Annotated in this window: 17 protein-coding genes; 11 read left to right on the top strand and 6 right to left on the bottom strand. The window is 62.3% G+C overall.

Going from position 1 to position 21,071, the window contains the following annotated elements; genetic code table 11:
- Positions 1 to 5: 5 nt before the first annotated feature.
- Together ASD44_RS16835 and ASD44_RS16840 are read right to left on the bottom strand one after the other, a co-directional pair.
- Positions 6 to 1,466: a trimethylamine methyltransferase family protein gene (locus ASD44_RS16835; protein WP_244478847.1), complete on the bottom strand. Its 1,461-nt coding sequence runs from the start codon at positions 1,464 to 1,466 to the stop codon at positions 6 to 8.
- A 309-nt stretch (positions 1,467 to 1,775) separates the two neighbouring features.
- Positions 1,776 to 3,266: a PLP-dependent aminotransferase family protein gene (locus tag ASD44_RS16840; RefSeq protein ID WP_056114564.1), complete on the bottom strand. Its 1,491-nt coding sequence runs from the start codon at positions 3,264 to 3,266 to the stop codon at positions 1,776 to 1,778.
- A gap of 266 nt (positions 3,267 to 3,532) precedes the next feature.
- On the opposite strand from ASD44_RS16840, the gene pgi reads away from it, so the two are divergent.
- The 3 genes from pgi to ASD44_RS16855 all read left to right on the top strand — a co-directional run bounded on the left by pgi (position 3,533) and on the right by ASD44_RS16855 (position 6,623).
- Entirely contained in the window at positions 3,533 to 5,176 is a 1,644-nt protein-coding gene (gene pgi, locus ASD44_RS16845) for a glucose-6-phosphate isomerase (protein WP_056114567.1), read from the top strand.
- A gap of 6 nt (positions 5,177 to 5,182) precedes the next feature.
- A complete protein-coding gene (locus tag ASD44_RS16850; protein ID WP_056114570.1) occupies positions 5,183 to 5,899 on the top strand; it encodes an HAD family hydrolase in 717 nt (238 codons plus the stop codon).
- Between the two features lie 94 nt (positions 5,900 to 5,993).
- Positions 5,994 to 6,623, top strand: a complete 630-nt coding sequence (locus ASD44_RS16855) for a DUF2239 family protein (protein WP_056114573.1) — start codon at positions 5,994 to 5,996, stop codon at positions 6,621 to 6,623.
- An 81-nt stretch (positions 6,624 to 6,704) separates the two neighbouring features.
- Here the strand turns inward: ASD44_RS16855 and ASD44_RS16860 are convergent, their stop codons facing one another.
- The gene (locus ASD44_RS16860) at positions 6,705 to 8,408 is read right to left on the bottom strand and encodes a long-chain fatty acid--CoA ligase (RefSeq protein ID WP_056116423.1); all 1,704 of its coding nucleotides are present in this window, start codon (positions 8,406 to 8,408) and stop codon (positions 6,705 to 6,707) included.
- Here ASD44_RS16860 and ASD44_RS18915 point away from each other — a divergent pair.
- From ASD44_RS18915 to ASD44_RS16890, 6 genes are all read left to right on the top strand, one after another.
- Positions 8,401 to 9,018 carry a hypothetical protein gene (locus tag ASD44_RS18915; protein WP_162246434.1) on the top strand — a complete coding sequence of 206 codons (618 nt, stop codon included), beginning with the start codon at positions 8,401 to 8,403 and terminating at the stop codon, positions 9,016 to 9,018. The two genes, ASD44_RS16860 and ASD44_RS18915, sit on opposite strands and share 8 nt — an antisense overlap.
- Before the next feature lie 368 nt (positions 9,019 to 9,386).
- Positions 9,387 to 10,979, top strand: a complete 1,593-nt coding sequence (locus ASD44_RS16870; protein ID WP_056114578.1) for an ABC transporter substrate-binding protein — start codon at positions 9,387 to 9,389, stop codon at positions 10,977 to 10,979.
- 110 nt (positions 10,980 to 11,089) lie between these two features.
- Positions 11,090 to 12,097, top strand: a complete 1,008-nt coding sequence (locus ASD44_RS16875) for an ABC transporter permease subunit (RefSeq protein ID WP_056114581.1) — start codon at positions 11,090 to 11,092, stop codon at positions 12,095 to 12,097.
- Positions 12,098 to 12,100: 3 nt separating this feature from the next.
- Positions 12,101 to 13,018 (top strand): ABC transporter permease subunit, encoded by a 918-nt coding sequence (locus ASD44_RS16880; protein WP_056114584.1) that lies wholly within the window; start codon positions 12,101 to 12,103, stop codon positions 13,016 to 13,018.
- A 3-nt stretch (positions 13,019 to 13,021) separates the two neighbouring features.
- The gene (locus ASD44_RS16885; protein WP_056114587.1) at positions 13,022 to 13,867 is read left to right on the top strand and encodes an ABC transporter ATP-binding protein; all 846 of its coding nucleotides are present in this window, start codon (positions 13,022 to 13,024) and stop codon (positions 13,865 to 13,867) included.
- A complete protein-coding gene (locus tag ASD44_RS16890) occupies positions 13,867 to 14,697 on the top strand; it encodes a dipeptide ABC transporter ATP-binding protein (RefSeq protein WP_056116426.1) in 831 nt (276 codons plus the stop codon). The genes ASD44_RS16885 and ASD44_RS16890 overlap by 1 nt, the downstream gene beginning before the upstream one ends.
- 18 nt (positions 14,698 to 14,715) lie before the next feature.
- Here the strand turns inward: ASD44_RS16890 and ASD44_RS16895 are convergent, their stop codons facing one another.
- The 3 genes from ASD44_RS16895 to ASD44_RS16905 form a co-directional block, all read right to left on the bottom strand.
- On the bottom strand, positions 14,716 to 15,396 hold the full coding sequence (locus ASD44_RS16895; RefSeq protein WP_244478793.1) for an RES family NAD+ phosphorylase: 681 nt from the start codon (positions 15,394 to 15,396) through the stop codon (positions 14,716 to 14,718).
- A complete protein-coding gene (locus ASD44_RS16900) occupies positions 15,393 to 15,821 on the bottom strand; it encodes an antitoxin Xre-like helix-turn-helix domain-containing protein (protein ID WP_244478794.1) in 429 nt (142 codons plus the stop codon). The genes ASD44_RS16895 and ASD44_RS16900 overlap by 4 nt, the downstream gene beginning before the upstream one ends.
- A gap of 126 nt (positions 15,822 to 15,947) precedes the next feature.
- A complete protein-coding gene (locus ASD44_RS16905; protein ID WP_056114593.1) occupies positions 15,948 to 16,418 on the bottom strand; it encodes a MarR family winged helix-turn-helix transcriptional regulator in 471 nt (156 codons plus the stop codon).
- Positions 16,419 to 16,544: 126 nt separating this feature from the next.
- Between ASD44_RS16905 and ASD44_RS16910 the strand changes: the two genes are divergently transcribed.
- On the top strand, positions 16,545 to 18,323 hold the full coding sequence (locus ASD44_RS16910) for a chloride channel protein (RefSeq protein WP_056114596.1): 1,779 nt from the start codon (positions 16,545 to 16,547) through the stop codon (positions 18,321 to 18,323).
- Positions 18,324 to 18,967: 644 nt separating this feature from the next.
- Positions 18,968 to 20,965, top strand: a complete 1,998-nt coding sequence (locus ASD44_RS16915; protein ID WP_156459877.1) for a DUF262 domain-containing protein — start codon at positions 18,968 to 18,970, stop codon at positions 20,963 to 20,965.
- Positions 20,966 to 21,071 lie beyond the last annotated feature (106 nt).

Raw genomic sequence — 21,071 nt, forward strand, 5'->3', positions numbered from 1 at the left:
TCGCTTCAGCCGCCCATGCTGGCGCGGGGAAGCAGGATGAGATCGCCGAACCGCGACCTTAGCCAGTCGTCCAGCGATCGTGGAATATGCCGCGGGAACCGTTCGGCCAGGATGCGCTGCTTTTGGTCAATGGCGCGCTGCACGATATCCGGTCTGCCAGCCTTCTCCCAGTCTTTCGGCGAGAGGCGATCGGCCAAGGCCGGGCGATGGCCGCGTTCGGGTTCATCGCCGGCTTGCGCATCGCCGCGATAGTGACCTGGTCCACCGAGGCAGACCTCGGCAACGGTGCTGACGCAAAGCGCGTCCTCGCTGACGTCGATGCCGCGCACGCAACGCATGCATTGTCCCAGTATGTCGTTGTCGAGGATCAGGCTTTCCAGGCAGAAGCCCTGCAGGGAGGCATGCATCCCCGCCGCCTCGTAGACCATGTTGAGCCCGGCCAGACCGGCCAGCACATTGCTGATGCCTTTTTCATAGCCGCTTTGAAGGTCCGGCAGTTTCGCATCGGCCATCCCGGCAGGCGAACCGCCTGGAAGATCGTAGAAATGCGCCATCTGCGCGCAGGCGGCGGTCATCAGAGCCTGTTCCGCCGACCCGCCTGCCATCGCGCCGGTCTGCGGATCGGAGGCGAATGGCCAGGCGCCGAAGACCGCCGGATGGCCGGGGCTGATCGCGTTGACGTAGACCAGACCGGCGAGAACCTCGGCCACCGCCTGGGTCACGGCGCCGGCGAGCGATGCCGGGGCGGTGACGCCGGCCTGTACCGCGGACACAAGCAGGATCGGCAAGCCGCCTTCCACACAGGCTTCCAGCACGCCGCAGGCATCTTCGGCGAATTTCATCGGCGGCACGACGAAGCAGTTGGCGTTTGAAACGAATGGCCGCGCCCGGAAATTCGCCTCGCCGCCGGCGATGGCGTAAAGCATTTCGAGCGCCGGCTTCACGTTCTCCCGCACTGTGAACGAAGTGCCGACATGCTTGGCCGTTCCGGATACGCAGGCGTAAAGCGTATTGAAATCCAGCTGCATCGGGTCGGCGATGTCGCGCGCCACCATCGGCCGCTGGAAGAAATGGATGTTGTCCAGCCCGTCGGCGATGCGGGCCGCGTCGTAAATGTCCTGCAGCCGCGATTCCCGATATTCGCGCTTCTCGACATCGACCAAATGCACCGCTGCGCCGGCGGTGCCGTAGTGAACGCGCTTGCCCTGCATCGTCAAATCGTGCCGGGAGTCCTGCCCATGCAGCGAGAAATTGCGGCCGGCCTTGGCGATTGCGTCGAGCACAAGCCGGCGCGGGAAGCGGACGCGGCCGTCGGCGCCTGCAAGCGCGCCCGCCTTCGTCAGCACCGTCTCGCATGAGGGGATGGCATTGGCGAGGCCGACTGTTTCCAGCAGCCGCAATGCCGCATCGTGGATGCGCTCCACATCGTTCTGGCCGAGCGGCCGGTAGCTTCCTCCTTCCGCCATGTCTGTCGCGCGGGAAACGCCTGTCGGAGGTTTGCTGGCGAGCGCCTGCAGCGCATGACGCTCGGCAAGGCGCGGCGGACCTCGGTCGGGCCGCGCCTCCTGCTTCTTGACAGCACCAGGCATCGAACTCATTCCCACTTTTTCGGCAGTGTTCCCCGCGACGGTTATCTCCGTCGTCTAACTGCCCGTTCATTGGAAGACTATGCTGCCATCTCCTGTCAGCTTAAGAGCCAGCATATTTGCGCCGTCTGAGCCAGCAAATGGGACCGGGCGTCGCATGCGCCCGGCTTCCAGGTCCGCCTTGTGCCGTCAGGCCGCCGCGGGCCGCCGCCCGGCCGCCGTCGCCAGTTCGCGGATTCCAGGCTCTATATGCTGCAGCGCGATCGATGAAATGCCGAGCCGCATGAAACGGGAGGGCTGGTCGGTCTGGTCGAAAAAACGGTCGCCAGGCTCGATGATGACGCTGCGGCTGGCAGCCGTGGCGGCAAGTTCACGCGAATCCGTACCGCGCGGGCCTTCCAGCCAAAGCGACGTCCCCCCGGCGGAATCCGTGGAGCGCCATTCGGGCAGGAATGCGGAAAGCGCATGCACCAGCCGCTTGCGGCGTTCCTCGAACGCCGCGGACAGCCGCCGCACCAGCGCTTCATGATGGCCGAGCGACAGGAACAGCGCCACGGCGCGCTGATTGTTGGCCGGCGGATGCCGCAACATGAAGCGGCGCAGCGCCCGCAATTCCGCGATCAGCCCGGCGGAGGCGACGATGTAGCCGAGCCGCAGGCCGGGCGCCAATGTCTTCGACATCGAGCCGACATAGACGACGCGGCCGGACCGGTCGATGCTCTTCAGCGCCTGCTGCGGCGCTTCGTCGAGAAGCTGGCTGTCATAGCCGTCCTCGATGATGATCTGGTTGTGGCGGTTGGCGCGCGCCAGAAGGTCCTGCCGTCGCTCGGCCGAGAGCGGCACCATGGTCGGACAGTGATGGCTCGGCGTCACGAAGACGAAGCCGGCATCGTTGGCGATGGACGAGGTGACGATACCCGACTGGTCCACCGGAACCGGCTGTATGTCTGCGCCGACAAGGCGGAAGATCGACCGCGCGTCGGGGTAGCCGGGGTCTTCCATCGCCACCTTCGAGCCCTTGCTCATCAGAAGCGTCGCCAGCATGTAAAGCGCGTTCTGCGCGCCGAGCGTGACGATGATTTCGTCCGGATTGGCGAAGATGCCGCGCCGTGGCAACAGCCGCGCCTGTATCTGCTCGATCAGCAGCGGATCGTCGCGGTCGACCATGTCGGAGGCCCAGTTGCGGATTTCCAGCACCGCCAGCGCCATGCGGTTGCACTCGCGCCATTCGGCAGTCGGGAACAGCCCCGGGTCGAACTGACCGTAGACGAACGGGTAGGACGATTTGATCCAGTTGTCGTGCTTGGCCGGCGGCGGCATGTCGCTGGCGGCGATCTTGCGCCGCTGCTTCCAGTCGATCTCGTTGGACTGTTCCGGCGTCTTCTGCGGCTTGGCCGGCGTCGTCAGCACTTCCGGATTGACGAAATGGCCGCGCCGCTCGCGCGCCACCAGAAATCCCTGATCGACCAGTTGCTGAAAGGCCAGCACGACGGTGCCGCGCGCCACGCCGAGCTTTTCGGCCAGGATGCGGCAGGACGGCAGCGGCATGGAAGCGGCGATCTGGCGGTCAAGGATCGCGGCAACGATGGCCTGACGGATTTGCGCCTGCAGCGTCTGGCCGGATTCGGCCGATATCCTGAACAGGCCGGACCATATGGCCGTATCGTTTCGCTGTGGCATTGGGGTGCTCCGTCGAGGCTGACCTGCTTGCGCGGCCGATCCATGATTCCGTGGACCAGTCGAATGTAGGCGTGGCCCAAGACATTGCGCCAATCAATAATTCTGATTTTTTCGATTTACGTCGCTGATCCATTGAGGTCGGCCACGTCGTTTCGGATGACGAAAAGCGGTTGAAACGACCGGAATTTCCCACGATAGTCGCGCGCCGTCTCTGCCCGCGCGTCGGGTCGGGCAAAGCTAGTTCGAAATCGATCGCGGAGCCCGCCATGGACCACAAATCTTTCCAGTCCACGCTGTCCGCCCTGCGCGATCGCCGCGCCGGGGCATCAATGAACATGCGCGAGGCGTTCGCTGCCGATCCCAGGCGGTTTGCCGAATTTTCCGCAACCGATGGCGACCTTTTGCTCGATTGGTCGAAATGCGCGGTCGATGGCGAGACCATGCGACTGCTGGAGAAATTGGCCGAAGCTGCCGGTGTTGAGGCAAAACGCGCGGCCATGTTCGCCGGCAAGCACATCAACATCACGGAGGACCGCGCGGTTTTGCATACCGCCCTGCGCGATCTCGACGGCAAGGGGCTTCACGTCGACGGTCAGGACATCAAGAAGGACGTGATGGATGTTCTGGTCGCCATGGCGGATTTTGCCGAATCCGTCAGGGATGGAAAGACCGTCGGCGCCACCGGCAAGAAGATCACCGATGTCGTCAATATCGGCATCGGAGGGTCGGATCTTGGGCCAGCCATGGCTACGCTGGCTCTCGCGCCTTATCACGATGGGCCGCGCAGTCACTACGTTTCCAACATAGACGGCGCACACATCCACGATACGCTGAAGGGGCTCGATCCCGCGACGACACTGTTCATCATCGCGTCCAAGACCTTCACCACCGTTGAGACAATGACCAATGCCGAGACGGCGCGGCGCTGGGTCGAGGCGAAGCTCGGCAAGGATGCCGTCGGCCATCACTTTGCCGCGGTATCGACGGCGCTCGATCTGGTTGCAAAATTCGGCATCCGCGAGGAAAGGGTGTTCGGCTTCTGGGACTGGGTCGGCGGTCGTTATTCGGTCTGGGGCGCTATCGGCCTGCCGGTGATGATCGCGATCGGCTCGGTGAACTTCGATGAATTCCTCGCCGGCGCGCACGAGATGGACGAGCATTTCCGCACCGCGCCGCTGATGCGGAACCTGCCGGCGCTGCTCGGCCTTGTCGGCTGGTGGCATCGGGTTGTCTGCGAGTACCCGGCGCGCGCCGTCATCCCTTACGACCAGCGCCTGTCGCGCCTGCCCGCCTATCTGCAGCAGCTCGACATGGAATCGAACGGCAAGAGCGTCACCATCGAAAGCACGCCGGTGCCGACGCCAACCGGGCCGCTTGTCTGGGGCGAACCCGGCACCAACGGCCAGCATGCCTTCTTCCAGCTCCTGCATCAGGGCACCGACTTCATCCCGGTGGAATTCCTCGCCGCCGCCGTCGGCCACGAGCCGGACCTCAAGCATCACCACGATCTGCTGCTGGCCAATTGTCTGGCCCAGTCCGAGGCCCTGATGAAGGGTCGCACGCTGGAAGAGGCGCGGGCGCAGATGCTGGCCAAGGGCCAGAAACCTGATTTCGTCGACCGGATCGCCCCGCACCGGGTCTTCTCCGGCAACCGCCCCTCGGTGACAATTCTTTACCGCAAGCTCGACCCGCGCACCTTTGGTCGCCTCATCGCGCTCTATGAGCACCGCGTTTTCGTGGAAGGCGTGCTCTACGACATCAATTCTTTCGACCAGTGGGGCGTCGAACTGGGCAAGGAACTGGCGACGGGCCTGCTGCCTGTCGTGGAGGGCAAGCAGAATGCCGCAGGCCGCGATGCGTCCACGGCCGGTCTGGTGGAAACTATCCGCCGGCTGCGTGGATCGGAGTAGGGGCGTTTGGCGGGCATAAAAGGCATCCTGTTCGACAAGGACGGCACGCTTGTCGATTTCAACGCCACTTGGTTCGGCGTCGCGGATTTCATGGCGATGGAAGCCGCCGAAGGCGACCGGCGGCGCGCCGACGAACTGCTTGATGCGGGTGGCTTCGATTTTGCCGCGAAGCGTTTCAGGCCGGATTCCGTCTTTGCCGCCGGCACCAACCGCGATGTTGTCGAACTGTGGTTCCCGCACCTTGCCGGCGACGATTTCGCCGGCACGCTGCGCCACTTCAATGCGACGACAGCATCGCAGGGCGCCGCCATGGCCGTCGCCCTACCGGGGATAGCCGAAGCACTCGCCGCACTGCACGCCAAGCCTTACAGGTTGGGCGTCGCCACCAACGATTCCACCGCCGGCTGCGAGCAGACGCTGCTGGCGCTCGGCGTCGCGCAACTCTTCGATGCGGCTTACGGCTATGATGCCGTGGCGAATCCGAAACCGGCGCCCGATACGGTGGTGTCTTTCTGCGACCTCACAGGGTTGAAACCCGTGGAAATCGCCATGGTCGGCGATAACCGTCATGATCTTGAAATGGCGCGGGCCGGCGGTTGCGGTCTGGCCGTGGCGGTTCTTTCCGGAACCGGCACGCGTGAATCGCTGACGCCGCTGGCGGACGTAGTTCTGGATTCGGTCGCCGAACTGCCGGCCTGGCTCGAAAAGCAGACCCGGGATTGACCGGTTCGGTGTAGTTGCGATCAACTAATTTTATCCGGGTAATATTGACAATGGAATAAAATCCGGGTAAAAACCTCCGAAAGGAGTCCAGAATATGGAAAACACCATCACCGCCTTTTCGGGCGAGCACATGTTCGCGTCCGGCCCCGCCGGCGAAGTGGCGCTGGCGGTCAAGGCGACGCAGGATCTCGACAACGCGACCACGGTTCTGATTTTTGATGACCTCACTGGCCGGCAGGTCGATTTCGATCTGCGTGGCAGCAACGAGGAAATTCTCGGTCGGCTGAAGGCCAAGACACGACAACCCGAGGAAAAATCAGCCGAGGAACAGCCGACCGAAGGGCCGGTCGCAGGTGAATCCCGCCGCTCTTCGGGACGCCCGAAGCTCGGCGTCGTCGCCCGCGAGATCACGCTTCTGCCACGGCATTGGGAATGGCTCGGCGAGCAGCCGGGCGGCGCGTCGGTTACGCTTCGCAAGCTGGTCGACGCGGCGCGCAAGGCAGCCGGCGGGCAAGTCTCGTCCAAGCAGGCGCAGCAGGCCGCCGACCGCTTCATGGGCGCGATGCTGGGCAACCAGCCAGGCTATGAGGAAGCGACGCGCGCGCTTTATGCCGGTAACCGCGACAGGTTCCTGGCGTTGAGCAAAGACTGGCCTGCGGATTTGCGCGACCATGCCCGCAAGCTGGCCAAGCCTGCCTTCGTGGAAGACGGCAGCGCGACCTGATTGGTTCCTCTGACGGACCATTGACCAATGCGAATGCGGCGGCGTTCTTGATCAACCCCTGCCGTCATGACGGGGGCATGACTATCCCCTGAGCTCTCGCCGCAGGATCTTGCCGACCGGCGTCTTCGGAAGTTCGGTACGGAATTCGATGTATCGCGGGCGCTTGTAGCCGGTGAGATTGTCCCGGCAGTAGGCGGTTATCGCTTCCGCCGTCAGCGCCGGATCCTTCTTGACGATGAAAAGCTTCGGCACCTCGCCCGACTTTTCGTCCGGCACGCCGATGGCGGCCACTTCGAGCACGCCCGGATGCTGGGCCACCACGTCCTCCAACTCGTTCGGATAGACGTTGAAGCCGGAGACAAGGATCATGTCCTTCTTGCGGTCGACGATCCTGGTGTAGCCGCGTTCGTCCATGAAGCCCATGTCGCCGGATTTGAAGAACCCGTCCGCAGTCATCACCTTGGCGGTCTCGTCGTCGCGGTTCCAGTAGCCGGCCATCACCTGCGGTCCGCGAATGCAGATCTCGCCGACCTCGCCAAATGGCAGGTCGTTGCCGTCGTCGTCGCGGATGGCGATTTCGGTCGATGGCAATGGCAGACCGATCGTGCCGGTGTAGTCGCCGACGCTGAATTTGTTGGCCGTCGCTACCGGCGACGTTTCCGACAGGCCATAACCTTCCGAGATCGGGCACCCTGTCAGCGCCTTCCAGCGTTCGGCCACCGCCTTTTGCACCGCCATGCCGCCGCCCAACGTCAGGATCAGCGGCTTGAAGTCGAGCTTGCGGAACTCCTCATTGTTCAGCAGCGCGTTGAACAGCGTGTTGAGGCCGGGGAAGATGTTGATCGGATATTTCTTCAGTTCCTTGACGAAGGCGGGAATGTCGCGCGGATTGGGGATCAGGATGTTGTGCGCGCCCTGCTGCATGCCCATCAGCGCGTTCACCGTCAGCGCGAAGATGTGATAGAGCGGCAGCGCGCAGACGAAGGTCAGGTTCGCCGGCTTCGGCTTCACCGTATAGGCGTCCTCCACCCACAGCGCGTTCTGCGCGACATTGGCGACGACATTGCTGTGCAGCAGCATAGCGCCCTTCGACACGCCCGTAGTCCCGCCAGTATATTGCAGGAAGGCGACTTCCTCGGCTCTCGTCTCCACCGCCTTCGGCGTCTGGCCCGCGCCCGCCTTCAGCGCCGCGGCGAATTTCGTATGGCCGGGCAGCGACCATGCCGGCACCATCTTCTTGACCCGCCGCACGACGAGATTGACGATCGCGCCCTTCAGCCCGCCGAGCATCTCGCCCATCGAGGCGACCACCACATGCTTGACCGGCGTCTTGGCGACAATCGCCTCCAGCGTCGCGGCGAAGTTCTCGAGGATGACGATCGCCTGCGCGCCGGAATCCTTGAGCTGGTGCTCGAGTTCGCGCGGCGTGTAGAGCGGATTGACGTTGACCACGATATAGCCGGCGCGCAGCACGGCCATCATGGCCACCGGATACTGCAGCACATTGGGCATCATCAGCGCCACCCGCGCGCCCTTCTGCAACCCCTTGGATTGCAGGAACACGGCGAAGGCCGCTGAGAGCCGGTCGAGTTCGCCGTAGCTCATCGTCTTGCCCATGCAGGTGAAAGCCGGGCGTGTGGAAAACGCCTTGCAGGCATCCCCCAGCAGGTCCCCGATTGAATCGGCCGGCAGCTTTCCAATCTCGGCGGGAACGCCCTTGGGGTAATTGTCCAGCCAGGGCTTTTTCTTCTGGCCAGCGGCGAGCGCGGCAAGGGCCTTGGGCAGTTTCACGGCGACCTTGGCGCTATTTCCGCTCTTTGACGGCACTGGGGACCTTGACGCCGCAGCTTTCTTCGGCGCTTTGACAGTGGCTGTAACCGCCGTTTTCGGTGTTGCCGGCTTTGTCGATGGTTTGGCGGCCGCCGTTTTTACCGGAGCTGCTTTCGCTGGCGCTTTGGCCACCGATGCCTTCACCGCTGGCGCCTTGGATGCTGCGGTGCTTGCTTTTGGCATCAATTGCTTTGCAGCAGGAGGTTTGGCTTTGGCGGCGCTGGTCCTGGTGGGTCCGCCGGTTTTGGCGGAAACCTTTGCAGCAGCGGGTTTGGCGGTCTTCGCCGCCGACGCTTTGGCGGCAGTAGTCGGCTTGGCTGATTTTGTGGCGCTTGTCTTCGGTTCCGCCGCGGGTTTCAGGGCGGACTTTGCGGCGACCGCCACGGGCTTCGCGCTCTTGGCAGGACTTGCCTTGACGGGCCTGGCCGCGATCTTCGCACCTGCTCCAGCCGTTGTCGCGCCTGTCTTCGCCGTGCTGGCCTTGGCCCCGGAGCTTTTCGCCGCATTGCTCTTGGGTGTGTTGCTGGCCGAAGCCGCCGCCGTCTTGCCTGACTTTGCCACCTGATTCCCTCCCTCGATGCCGACCTTGGTCGGTCGGCTCTTTTTGCCGGCGCTTGCCGGACTTTGCGGGGCAAGGCCGAATTCTTGGCCTGGTTCCTCCACTCTATCTATGGCGACAATCCGGGGACAAGCAAGTGGTGCCGCAGGGGTAGCTTGGCAGAGATCCTTGCCGGGGCACATTGTCGGGCATCGATAGCGCTGCCTCGCAGACTCGGGCTTTGCCGGTGGAATGCAATACCCGGTTAAAGGCGGATCGTCGCCGCTGCTTCCGTTAGGGTAAACCGCAGGGTGTTCCAAAGCCAAATGAACGGTGCTTATATGCTGCCTTCACGAGCCTGAAGAGGGGCTTGTAAGAAAATCAGGGAGTGCTCAATGAAAACGAAACTGGCTTTTGCGGCTGCCTTGCTGGCCGCAACCATGCTGGGCGGCGTGGCCAACGCCAAAACGCTCGTCTATTGTTCGGAAGCTTCGCCGGCAGGCTTTGATCCCTCGCCGTGGAGTGGCGGCAACGACTTCGACGCTTCGTCGCGCACCATCTATTCGCGGCTGGTCGAGTTCGACAAGGGCAAGACGACCATCTCGCCGGGCCTTGCCGAAAGCTGGACGGTTTCCGACGACGGGCTGGAATACACGTTCAAGCTGCGTCCGGGTGTCAAGTTCCAGACCACCGACTATTTCACTCCGACCCGCGACCTCAACGCCGACGATGTGAAATTCTCCTTCGAGCGTCAGTGGAAGAAGGACAGCCCCTGGTACGAATATCTCCCCGGCACCGGCTGGGAATACTTCACTGGCATGGGCTTCCCCGACCTGCTGAAGGAAATCGTCAAGGTCGATGATCTGACGGTCAAGTTCGTGCTGACCAAGCCGGAAGTGGCTTTCCTTCCCGACCTTGGCATGGATTTCTCGTCGATCGTTTCGAAGGAGTATGCCGACCAGCTCGAAAAGGCCGACACCAAGCAGCAGTTTACCCAGAAGCCAGTCGGCACCGGCCCTTACCAGTTCGTCGACTATCAGGTCGACGCGGTCATCCGCTACGCTGCATGGGACGGCTATTTCGGCGGCCGCCAGAAGATCGACGACCTGATCTTCGCCATCACGCCCGATCCGGCGGTGCGCGCGCAGAAGCTCAAGGCCGGCGAATGCGATATCATGTCGTACCCGGCGCCCGCCGACATTGAGGGCCTCAAGGCTGACACCAACCTCAATGTCGAGGAGCAGGAAGGGTTGAACATCGGCTACATGGCCTACAACACCACGCTGCCGCCGTTTGACAAGGTCGAGGTCCGCAAGGCCCTCAACATGGCGGTCAACAAGCAGGCCATCATCGACGCGGTCTATCAGGGCGCCGGCCAGGTGGCCAAGAACCCGATCCCGCCGACCATGTGGTCCTACAACGACGCCATCAAGGACGACGAGTACAATCCTGACGAAGCCAAGAAGATGCTCGAGGCCGCCGGCGTGAAGGATCTTTCCATGAAGATCTGGGCCATGCCGGTCAGCCGTCCGTACAACCCGAACGCCCAGCGCGTCGCGGAACTGATCCAGGCCGACTACGCCAAGGTTGGCGTCAAGGCGGAGATCATCAGCTACGAATGGACGGAGTATCGCGAGCGCGGCAAGGCCAAGGACCGCGACGGCGCCTTCCAGCTCGGCTGGACCGGCGACAATGGCGATCCGGACAACTTCCTGTTCCTGCTGGGCTGCTCGGCCATTGGCCAGTCCAACTACGCGATCTGGTGCAACAAGGAGTTCGAGGACCTGCTGCAGAAGGGCAAGGCCACCACGGACCAGGCCGAACGCACCAAGATCTATGAAGAGGCGCAGGTCGTGTTCAAGCGTGAGGCTCCGTGGCTGACCATCGCCCACTCCAAGGTGTTCATGCCGATGAACAAGAAGGTCTCGGGCTTCGTCATGGATCCGCTCGGCATTCACCGGTTCGACGGCGTCGACGTCACCGAGTGACCTTCGGCAATCGAGCGATCGCGGCGCTGGACTCGCGTCCAGCGCCGTTGTCTTATCCGATAAGCGTATCGGTAACGTTCTAGGATTGGTCCTAGCCGGGTTGACTGAACATGTTCCGCTACCTGCTCCATAAGCTGGCGCTGATCGTGCCGACTGTCATCGGCATTTCGCTGGCGGCGTTCGCCTTCGTCAGGCTGCTGCCGGGCGATCCTATCCTGGCGCTCGCCGGCGAACGCGGCGTCAGTCCGGAGCGCTACGCCGAACTGATCGAGCGCTTCGGTTACAACCGGCCCTATATCGTCCAGTACCTCGACTATATCGGCAATGTGCTGACCGGCGACTTCGGTATCTCCATTGCCACAAAGCGGCCCGTGTGGGGCGAGTTCATGGCGCTGTTTCCGGCAACGCTGGAGCTGGCAGTGGTGGCGCTCATCATCGCTGTCGCCATCGGCATCCCGGCCGGCATCTTCGCCGCCGTAAAACGCGGTTCCTGGTTCGACCAGGCCACCATGGGCGTGGCGCTGACCGGCTATTCCATGCCGATCTTCTGGTGGGGGCTGTTGCTGATCATCTTCTTCTCCGGCTATCTCGGCTGGACGCCGGTCTCGGGCCGCATCGGCCTGCAATATTTTTTCCGCCCCGTCACCGGCTTCATGCTGATCGACAGCCTGATCGCCGGCCGGCCCGGCGCGTTCTCGTCCGCCGTCAGCCATTTGATTTTGCCATCCATCGTGCTGGCGACCATCCCGCTCGCCGTCATCGCGCGCCAGACGCGTTCGGCCATGCTGGAGGTACTGGGCGAGGATTATGTCCGTACGGCCCGCGCAAAGGGTTTGGCTCCGCGCCGCGTCGTCGGCCTGCATGCCTTCCGCAATGCGCTGATCCCGGTGGTCACAACCATCGGCCTGCAGGTCGGCACGCTGATGGCCGGCGCCATCCTGACCGAGACGATCTTCTCCTGGCCCGGCATTGGCAAATGGATGATCGATGCCATCGGCAAACGCGACTACGTAGTTGTCCAGAGCGGGCTGCTTATCATCGCGCTGATCGTCATGGCGGTGAACCTGCTCGTCGACATGCTCTATGCCGTCATCAATCCGCGCATCAGGGTGCAGTAGCCAATGACCGATCAGTCCGCAGGCGAAGGCACCGCCGCCACGCTTCCGCCGGAACCGCGCAACCGCGGCCTGGTCGAGTTCTGGCACTATTTCTCGATGAACACTGGCGCGGTGATCGGGCTGGTCGTGTTCACGCTGCTGGTGCTGATGGCGATCTTCGCGCCGCTGGTCGCGCCGCATCTTCCCGACGAGCAGTTCCGCGATTCGTTGCTGACGCCGCCTGCCTGGCAGGAGGGCGGCAAGTCGATGTTCCTGCTCGGCACTGATGCTGTTGGGCGCGACATGCTTTCGCGGCTGATCCACGGCGCGCGCTATTCGCTGTTCATCGGCCTGGTGGTCGTCGTCTTCGCCCTCGTCAGCGGCATCATTCTCGGCGTCCTGGCGGGATATTTCCGTGGCTGGGTCGATGCGCTGATCATGCGGGTGATGGATATCATCCTGGCCTTCCCGTCGCTGCTTCTGGCGCTGGTGCTGGTGGCGATCCTCGGTCCCGGCCTGTTCAACGCCATGCTTGCCATCGCGCTGGTGCTGCAGCCGCACTTCGCCCGATTGACCCGCGCCGCCGTCATGGCCGAGAAGAACCGCGAATATGTCGTCTCGGCCAAGGTCGCAGGCGCCAGTCATCTCAGGTTGATGCTGGTCACCATCCTGCCGAATTGCGTGGCGCCGCTGATCGTGCAGGCGACGCTGTCCTTCTCCAACGCAATTCTGGAGGCCGCCGCGCTCGGCTTCCTCGGCATGGGCGCACAACCGCCAACGCCGGAATGGGGCACGATGCTCGCCTCGGCGCGCGAGTTCATCCTGCGCGCGCCCTGGGTGGTGACGTTCCCCGGCCTTGCCATCCTCATCACCGTGCTCGCTATCAATCTGATCGGCGACGGTTTGCGCGATGCGCTCGATCCCAAGCTGAAGAGGTCGTGAGCGATGCCGCTTCTCGATATCAAGAACCTAACCGTTTCCTTCGACACCTCGACCGGACCGTTCATGGCGGTGCGGGGCATCGACCTGTCGGTCGAGCCACGCGAGGTGCTGGCGATCGTCGGCGAATCCGGCTCTGGCAAGTCGGTGTCGATGCTGGCGGTCATGGGGCTGCTGCCGCCGAGCGCCATCGTGAAGGCGGATCGCATGGCCTTCGACGGCATCGACCTGCTTGGTCTCAGCCCTGCCGCGCGCCGCAAGATTGTCGGCAAGGACATCTCGATGATCTTCCAGGAGCCGATCGCCAGCCTCAATCCCTGCTTCACTGTCGGTTTCCAGATCGAGGAAGTGCTGCGCTTCCACATGGGCATGGACCGGGCCGAGCGCCGCGCCCGCGCCATCGAGCTGATGACGCTGGTCGGCATTGCCGAACCGGAGGAACGCCTGAATTCCTTCCCGCACCAGATGTCGGGCGGCCAGTGCCAGCGCGTCATGATCGCCATCGCCATTGCCTGCAATCCCAAGCTGTTGATCGCCGACGAGCCGACGACGGCGCTCGATGTGACGATCCAGAAGCAGATTCTCGACCTGCTGGTTGGCCTGCAGGAAAAATACGGCATGGGCCTCATCATGATCACCCACAATATGGGCGTCGTCGCCGAGACGGCGGATCGGGTCATCGTCCAGTACAAGGGCCGCAAGATGGAGGAGGCGGACGTGCTGTCGCTGTTCGAGAATCCGAAGAGCAATTACACGCGCGCGTTACTTTCGGCGCTGCCGGAGAACGCTGTCGGCGACCGGCTACCGACTGTTTCGGATATGATGTTCGAACCGGCGCCGGGAGCGGCATGATGGCCAGGATCGTACTCGACGCCCGCAACATTGTTCGGGACTACAACGTCGCCGGTGGGCTGTTCAGAGGGGGGCGCACTGTCCATGCAGTCAAGGGCGTCTCCTTCACGGTGGAGCAGGGCAAGACGCTCGCCATCGTCGGCGAGAGTGGCTGCGGCAAGTCCACGCTCGCCCGCATCGTCACGCTGATCGATGCGCCGACCGCCGGTGACTTGTTCATCGACGGCGAGCAGGTCGATATCGCCCGTCACGGCCTGTCGAAGGAGATGCGCCGCAAGGTGCAGATCGTCTTCCAGAATCCCTACGGGTCGCTCAATCCGCGCCAGAAGATCGGCGACATCCTCGGTGAGCCGCTGAAGATCAACACCGACACCCCGGCGAGCGAACGGCGCGACCGCGCCATGGCGATGCTGAGGAAGGTCGGGCTTGGGCCTGAGCACTACAACCGCTATCCGCATATGTTCTCCGGCGGCCAGCGCCAGCGCATCGCCATTGCCCGCGCCCTGATGCTGAACCCCAGCCTGCTGGTGCTCGACGAGCCGGTCTCGGCGCTCGATCTGTCCGTGCAGGCGCAGGTGCTGAACCTGCTGGCCGATCTGCAGGACGAGTTCAAGCTGACCTACGTTTTCATCAGCCACGATCTGTCTGTCGTGCGCTACATCGCTGACGACGTAATGGTGATGTATTTCGGCGAGGCGGTTGAATACGGGCCGCGCGACGAAGTCTTCTCCAACCCGCGGCACGCCTATACGCAGACGCTGTTCGCCGCCACGCCGCGCGCCGATGTCGAGAGCATCAAGGCGCGGCTGGCAAGGAAGAGAGCGGCCTGACCCACAGGGGCGGGGTCGTCAGACCGTCGTCACCGTGTAGCCGGCCGATCCCGTCCAGGACAATTTCCACCGGGCAGCGGGGCGCACATTCTGCACGACATGCGGCTCGAAGGCGACGAGGCAGGTGCCGCCGCGCCGGCGTACCGATGGATAGACGAGGCCGCGCGACCCTTCGTGCCTCAACTCCCGGGCCAGTTGCTGACCGGCGGGATAGGCCGAGGCCGGGTCAGGACCGAGACAATCCGGCCTTGGCTTCATTTTTCGCAGATCATGAAAATCGCCGATGAACCCGGCGAGCAGCGCCTGGTAGATCGCCTCGTCCTCGAAGCGGCCGATATTGGCGAGTTCGCGGGTGCGGTGAAAGCCCACCTCGGCAATGGCTGTACCCTCATCGAAGGCGGAATACCACGCGCCCCGGTCGCCGCTGTTGAAGCGGTTGCCCTCGGCGCGCGTATAAGTGAAGGCGGCGTTGATATAGGTGCGGCCCCAGGCCTGGAAGATCAGTTCGCGCGGATGCAGCGAGGCGAGACCGGACCGTTCCGCCCGCAGCCGCCGGTTGGTCAAGCCTTCGAGGTCCTCGAGGATTTGCAACTCTTCATCCGTATCGACCAGCACCTTCAGCACCGGAGGCTTGAAGTAGGCGGTCGATATCAGGCGGACGGTGGCCGGCTGGGCGACGGCCGTCAGCGGCGGGATCACACGCCGCCCCGCAGCGCATCGACATAATCGCGCGTTTGCAGGATGGCCGGCAAGCCCGATCCAATCATCACGTCCTTCGGTGTCTGGCCGCCGAAGCTCTGCCCGGCATTGGCCAGCCCAACCCACTCGTCGGCCAGCGGATCACTGAAATAGAGATGCAGTGCCTTGTAGAGCCCGGTGACGCCGCTGATGCGCAAAAGCTGGTCTTTCGACAGGCGTCCCGACCAGTTGCCTGCCTTCATGCGCGCCCAGGTGCGTGGTGAAACGTCGATCAGGCCCGCCGCCTCCTCATTGCGCAAGCGCCATGCGGCGGCAATCCGTGCATAGGCCTTGGCGGCCGTGCCGGCCACCTCCTCTTCGCTCCAGGTAAGGCCCGAGGCAGGACCGTCGAAAGGTTCGCTCCGGGCGGCTCTCGTTGCAGCCAATCGTAACACATTTCTTGCCATGTGGCACAAGATAGCACGCCATATGGCATACTTCAAGCAAAGGCATTCAATCCGGATTTCGCGCCTTCGTCCTCGGGAAATCAAATCCCATGACGGAGGCCGCAATCAAGCGGCCGGCGCGGAACCGTCTTCGTCCCCGTGCCTCAGCAGCCGGCGCAGCATCGGTTCGATGCGGTCTAGTTCGTCGAGATGGGCGGCCGAAAGGTCGGCCAGGTGTTCCTCCGCGCGCGGCGTGAGGTTCAGCACGACGCGGCGGTGGTCGGCCTTGTCCTGATCCCTGGTGATCAGGCCTGCCTCGCAGATGCGGTCGACCAGCTCGACCGCGCTGTGGTGGCGGATGCGCAGGCGCTCCGCCAGCTTGCCCACCGTGACCGGACCCCCGCCGGGATACCCCTTGATCGCCAGCAGCGCCTGGTGGTGGCGTGGGGTCAGGCCGGCAAGCCTGGCCTTTTCCTGGCTGAACTCCAGGAAGAGCCGGATCAGATGCCGGAATTCCGACAGCCTTTCGTAATCCGATTGCCGGATGGCCGGCCGTTTCCTCGAAGGTCTGTCATTCGGGTCCGGTGTATCCGTCATGGCGATTTCCTCGGCAACAAGAGGCTTGAGAATTTATATCGTGTTACGATATAGGTCTACCGCAATGGGCGCGATGCCCGACACCAAACATATGGCCGTTGCGCCTCGAGTAAGAAAGCGGTTTCCATGCAGTCCGGACAATTCAGCCATCGCCGGCTCGGCGATTTCACGACCGACGCCCGTGTCCTGTTCATCGCCGCCATTGCGGTGGTGGTGGCGTCGGTCGCTCTGGTCGCTGGCATCATTCTGTTGAAGCTCATCCAGCTGGCGACCAACATCGCCTATTTCGGGCAGTTCGATTTTTCCGACCTGAAGCCGGGCGACAACCATCTCGGCTATGCAGCCGTACTTATTCCGGTGATCGGAGCGCTGATCATCGGCCTCATGGCGCGCTTCGGCAGCGAGAAGATCAGGGGCCATGGCATTCCCGAAGCCATCGAGGCGATCCTGCTCGGACGTTCGCGGCTCGACGCCAAGGTCGCCGTGCTGAAGCCGCTTTCCTCGGCGATCTCGATCGGCACCGGCGGACCCTTCGGCGCGGAAGGCCCGATCATCATGACGGGCGGCGCCATCGGCTCGCTGATCGCGCAGTTGCTGCCGGTCAGCGACAATGAGCGCAAGACCCTGCTGGTGGCGGGCGCTGCGGCCGGCATGACTACTGTCTTCGGCACGCCGATCGCCGCCATCATGCTGGCGGTCGAACTGCTCCTGTTCGAGTGGACGCCGCGCAGCTTCATTCCCGTCGCGGTTGCGGCCATCGTGGCAGAGGTGGAGCGCACCCTGCTGCACATGCCGGCGCCCCTGTTTCCCTTCGCCGGCAGCATCGACGTCTCGCTCGCCGCCTTGGGCGGCTGGGTCGCCATCGGCGCCGCCGCCGGCCTGCTGTCGACGCTGCTGACGCAGATGGTCTATGCCTGCGAGGATGCGTTCCTGAAATTGCCGATCCACTGGATGTGGTGGCCCATGCTGGGCGGCCTCGTTGTTGGCATCGGCGGCCTGATCGAGCCAGATGCGCTGGGCGTCGGTTACGATAACATTTCGAGGCTTCTGGAGGGCAATACGCTGGTCGCGGCAGCGCTCATGCTGCTGGTGGTCAAGGCCATCATCTGGTCGGTGGCGCTCGGTTCGGGAACCTCGGGCGGCGTGCTGGCGCCTTTGCTGATCCTTGGCGGCGCCATGGGCGCCATGCTTTCGGGCTTCCTGCCCGCGGCCGATCCCGGCCTGTGGGCGCTGCTGGCGATGTCCGCCACCATGGGTGGCACCATGCGCGCGCCGCTGACGGCAACCTTCTTCGCCGTCGAACTGACCGGCAACACGCACATACTGGTGCCGTTGATCGCCGCTTGCGCGACCGCTCATGCGGTCACGGTATTGGTGATGAAGCGATCCATCCTGACCGAGAAAGTGGCGCGGCGAGGTCATCATCTGGTGCGGGAATACCGCGTCGATCCCTTCGCGCTGACGCGCGTCAGCGAAGTGATGACGGCCAAGGTGCAGACGGTTCCAGGCTCCATGACGCTTCACGGCGCGGCGCTGTTCCTGACTGCGCCGGATACGTCGCATCCGAGTTTTCCGGTCGTCGATGACGTCGGCCGCGTGCTCGGCCTGATCGATCCGCCGGCCATCCTGCGCTGGCGCCGCAACGGCCGGCACCGCACGACGACGCTTGCCGAACTGCTTGCCGGCAGCAAGATCATGCTGGCCCATCCGGATGAATATCTCGAGGCGCTTTCGGACAAGCTGCTGACGGCGAATGTCTCGCACCTGCCCGTGGTGTCGCGGGACGATTCCAGGTTGGTCGGCTATATCGGCTGGAAGGACCTGATGCGGGTCCGGTCCCGCCAGCATGAGGCGGAGACCAGCCGTTCGGCGCTGCTCAGCTTCAGAAACCGGAAGGCTGGATAGACATCGGGCGACAATAGCTGGCCTTAGGCGGTCAAGACGTGGAAAGAATTAAGACATCAGCGCTCCGATGGAGAAGCCAAGCGCGACCGGCTCTCCGGTCTGCTGCGTGGAAAGGGAAGTGGTGCCGCTTAGGTGACTCGAACACCTGACCCCATCATTACGAATTGTTTTTCGTAACAATATCAGATGCTTAGACGCTCTACGAAATCGTTGGACCCTACTGGACAAGCCATTGGCCGGAATCCACTTTCAGGAGTTGAGCGATAGCATGGGGTATCACCCTGTTGCCACCCCTTTGATCCCGCGACACTACTAGAAGCCTACAGTTCGCGGTTGGCCCTACTAATCGGCACCGCACCCGCCGGACCTCCCCCCATCAACGGCACTGACAGTTTGGGCCGGGAGCGGGAGTCCGTGGGCGTCGGGATGTCCCGGTTTGTGCGGATTCTTGATCTTGGGGGCTGGTTGCCCAAGGTCGTGAGGTCCGATTGCGAAAGAACCACTTGCCGTCGCAGCCTGCTTTGAACATGTAAGAATCTCTTACACGTTGCCAAACGGGCATTTCCAAGGGGGAGTTGTTGCATGCCGTGCAACAGCTGGTGTGATGCTCTTTCTCCATCGAAGGCGACGGCGGGGAGTTGAGGGTGGCGATTTTAGTGGATTGCGAGCAAGTCATTTGCGATAGACGCGTGAATACTTTTCAAGACGTTGTGGCGCTGGGGGGCGATATGAAGCCGGATAAACTTTCCATCCATGACCTATTTCAGAAAGAACGCAGATACACCGTTCCGCTCTACCAGCGCGCATATGTCTGGAACGAGGATGAACAGTGGCAGCCCCTCTGGGATGATATCGAGCGGCAGGCGGACGCGTGTCTTGCGGCCGACAATGGCGTTCCACGTCGGTCGCACTTCCTCGGTGCAGTTGTCCTAAATGTCCAAAAAATCGTGGGGAGCGCGGTCGCCCGGTCGGAGGTCATTGATGGGCAGCAGCGGCTAACGACATTGCAGGTTTTCGTGGCAGCCCTTCGCGATTTCGCTGATTCCGCAGGATCGGTGCATGCGAACAAGCTCAAACGCCTGACGATCAACGAGGATGAGAAGCCCGGCTCAGAGAGCAGCTTTAAGGTTTGGCCTACGAATGCTGATCGACCACTGTTCCGATCGATAATGATGGCAGGCGGGACCGAAGCCTTGCTCAAGCAGCACGGCTTGACCCAAAAGAGCGAATTGCCGCGATTGATCGGTGCCTATTCGTTTTTTCGACGCCAAGTGGAAAATTACGCGGCGGCCTCCGATGCGGAAGAAAGAGACAGGCGTATTTTCGGGCTACTGCAAGCGCTGAGAACGGGATTGCAGCTTGTTGTCATAGAACTCGAAGAAAACGATGACCCACAAATCATCTTCGAAACGCTGAATGCGCGCGGCCAACCGCTGTTGCCGTCCGATCTAATCCGCAACACAATCTTTCATCAGGCGTCAGTTGATCCTGCACACAGCAGCAATCCGAACTATGCCGACGAATTGTATGAGACCTATTGGCGATCCTTCGACAACGATCGAACCCTTGTGTCCGTCAATGGCGAAGATAGGTATTGGCACACACCTGAACGGCAGGGCCGACTGACGAGGCCGCGCATTGACCTCTTCATTTTCCATTTCCTCGTGATGCAGACTGGACGTGAGCTTTCCATAGGTCACATTTTCCAAGAGTTCCGCGATTGGCGCGACCAGTCAGGCCAGACCCTGGAAGGTTTTCTGGACGAGTTAAAGCGCTACGCGGTCATTTTTCGAGGTTTGATTTCGCCCAATGGCACAGATCAGGTCTCGATTTTTGCGGGGAGATTGCGGTCTCTCGATACGAGCACCGTCTATCCGCTACTGCTTTATGTTCTTGGGCTGCCAATCGAAAAGTTGACCCTTGCTGACCGCAATCAGATTGTTTCGGATATCGAATGCTGGATGATACGGCGCTTTGTCTGCCAACTCACGAACAAGAACTACAATAAGTTCTTTGTTTCGCTCCTTGCTAAGGTCAGAGAAGTTGCCCTTGCGGCAGCGGTCAGCGCTGACGACAAACCTACCAGTGAAAAACTGGCTTCTACCGTACGCGAGGAGCTAACGAGGTCAGACGACGTAACCGTGCGTTGGCCGAATGATACCGAGTTCGAAAAAGGCTGGCTAGAGAAGCCGACTTATGTGAAATCCCGGCCAGATCGAGCAGTCATGCTATTGACGGCCATCGACAACGCGATGCGCACCAACAAGAACGAATACAAGCATGCCCCTGAAGACGTCAGCGTAGAGCATTTGCTGCCTCAGCAAGGAAGCATAATTGACTATCCGTATCCAGCCGAACCGACCGAAACTGACGGGCTGACGCCTGCTGCGAGGCGGCAAAACATCATACATACTGTCGGCAATCTGACCTTGTTAACCCAAGCGCTTAACTCGTCCGTCAGCAACGGACCCTTTATGAAGAAGCGGCCAGCAATAGCGGCGAACAGCGAGCTTCGCCTGAACGCCCGGTTTCAGGATCACGAAATCACGCAATGGCTGGAGCCTGAAATCACCGAGAGGGGGCGTGATCTTTTCGTTTATGCGAAGGGGCTCTGGCCCTTCCCTACTTCATCGGGCAACTGATTTAAGTGCTTGATGCTGTCCGCGCGGCGGGCCTCAAGCCCGTCAACAGGCGAGGCAGATTGCATCCGTGCGGGCGGTTGGCATGCCGCCTTTTTGAGTCAAATCA

It is taken from the genome of Mesorhizobium sp. Root554 (assembly GCF_001427025.1).
GTDB lineage: Bacteria > Pseudomonadota > Alphaproteobacteria > Rhizobiales > Rhizobiaceae > Mesorhizobium.

Excerpts from the sequence above, each read along its gene's own strand:
- ASD44_RS16835 (WP_244478847.1), bottom strand. The coding sequence starts at position 1,466 with ATGGCGGAAGGAGGAAGCTACCGGCCGCTCGGCCAGAACGATGTGGAG.
- ASD44_RS16840 (WP_056114564.1), bottom strand. The coding sequence starts at position 3,266 with ATGCCACAGCGAAACGATACGGCCATATGGTCCGGCCTGTTCAGGATA.
- pgi (WP_056114567.1), top strand. The coding sequence starts at position 3,533 with ATGGACCACAAATCTTTCCAGTCCACGCTGTCCGCCCTGCGCGATCGC.
- ASD44_RS16855 (WP_056114573.1), top strand. The coding sequence starts at position 5,994 with ATGGAAAACACCATCACCGCCTTTTCGGGCGAGCACATGTTCGCGTCC.
- ASD44_RS16870 (WP_056114578.1), top strand. The coding sequence starts at position 9,387 with ATGAAAACGAAACTGGCTTTTGCGGCTGCCTTGCTGGCCGCAACCATG.
- ASD44_RS16875 (WP_056114581.1), top strand. The coding sequence starts at position 11,090 with ATGTTCCGCTACCTGCTCCATAAGCTGGCGCTGATCGTGCCGACTGTC.
- ASD44_RS16880 (WP_056114584.1), top strand. The coding sequence starts at position 12,101 with ATGACCGATCAGTCCGCAGGCGAAGGCACCGCCGCCACGCTTCCGCCG.
- ASD44_RS16885 (WP_056114587.1), top strand. The coding sequence starts at position 13,022 with ATGCCGCTTCTCGATATCAAGAACCTAACCGTTTCCTTCGACACCTCG.
- ASD44_RS16890 (WP_056116426.1), top strand. The coding sequence starts at position 13,867 with ATGGCCAGGATCGTACTCGACGCCCGCAACATTGTTCGGGACTACAAC.
- ASD44_RS16905 (WP_056114593.1), bottom strand. The coding sequence starts at position 16,418 with ATGACGGATACACCGGACCCGAATGACAGACCTTCGAGGAAACGGCCG.
- ASD44_RS16910 (WP_056114596.1), top strand. The coding sequence starts at position 16,545 with ATGCAGTCCGGACAATTCAGCCATCGCCGGCTCGGCGATTTCACGACC.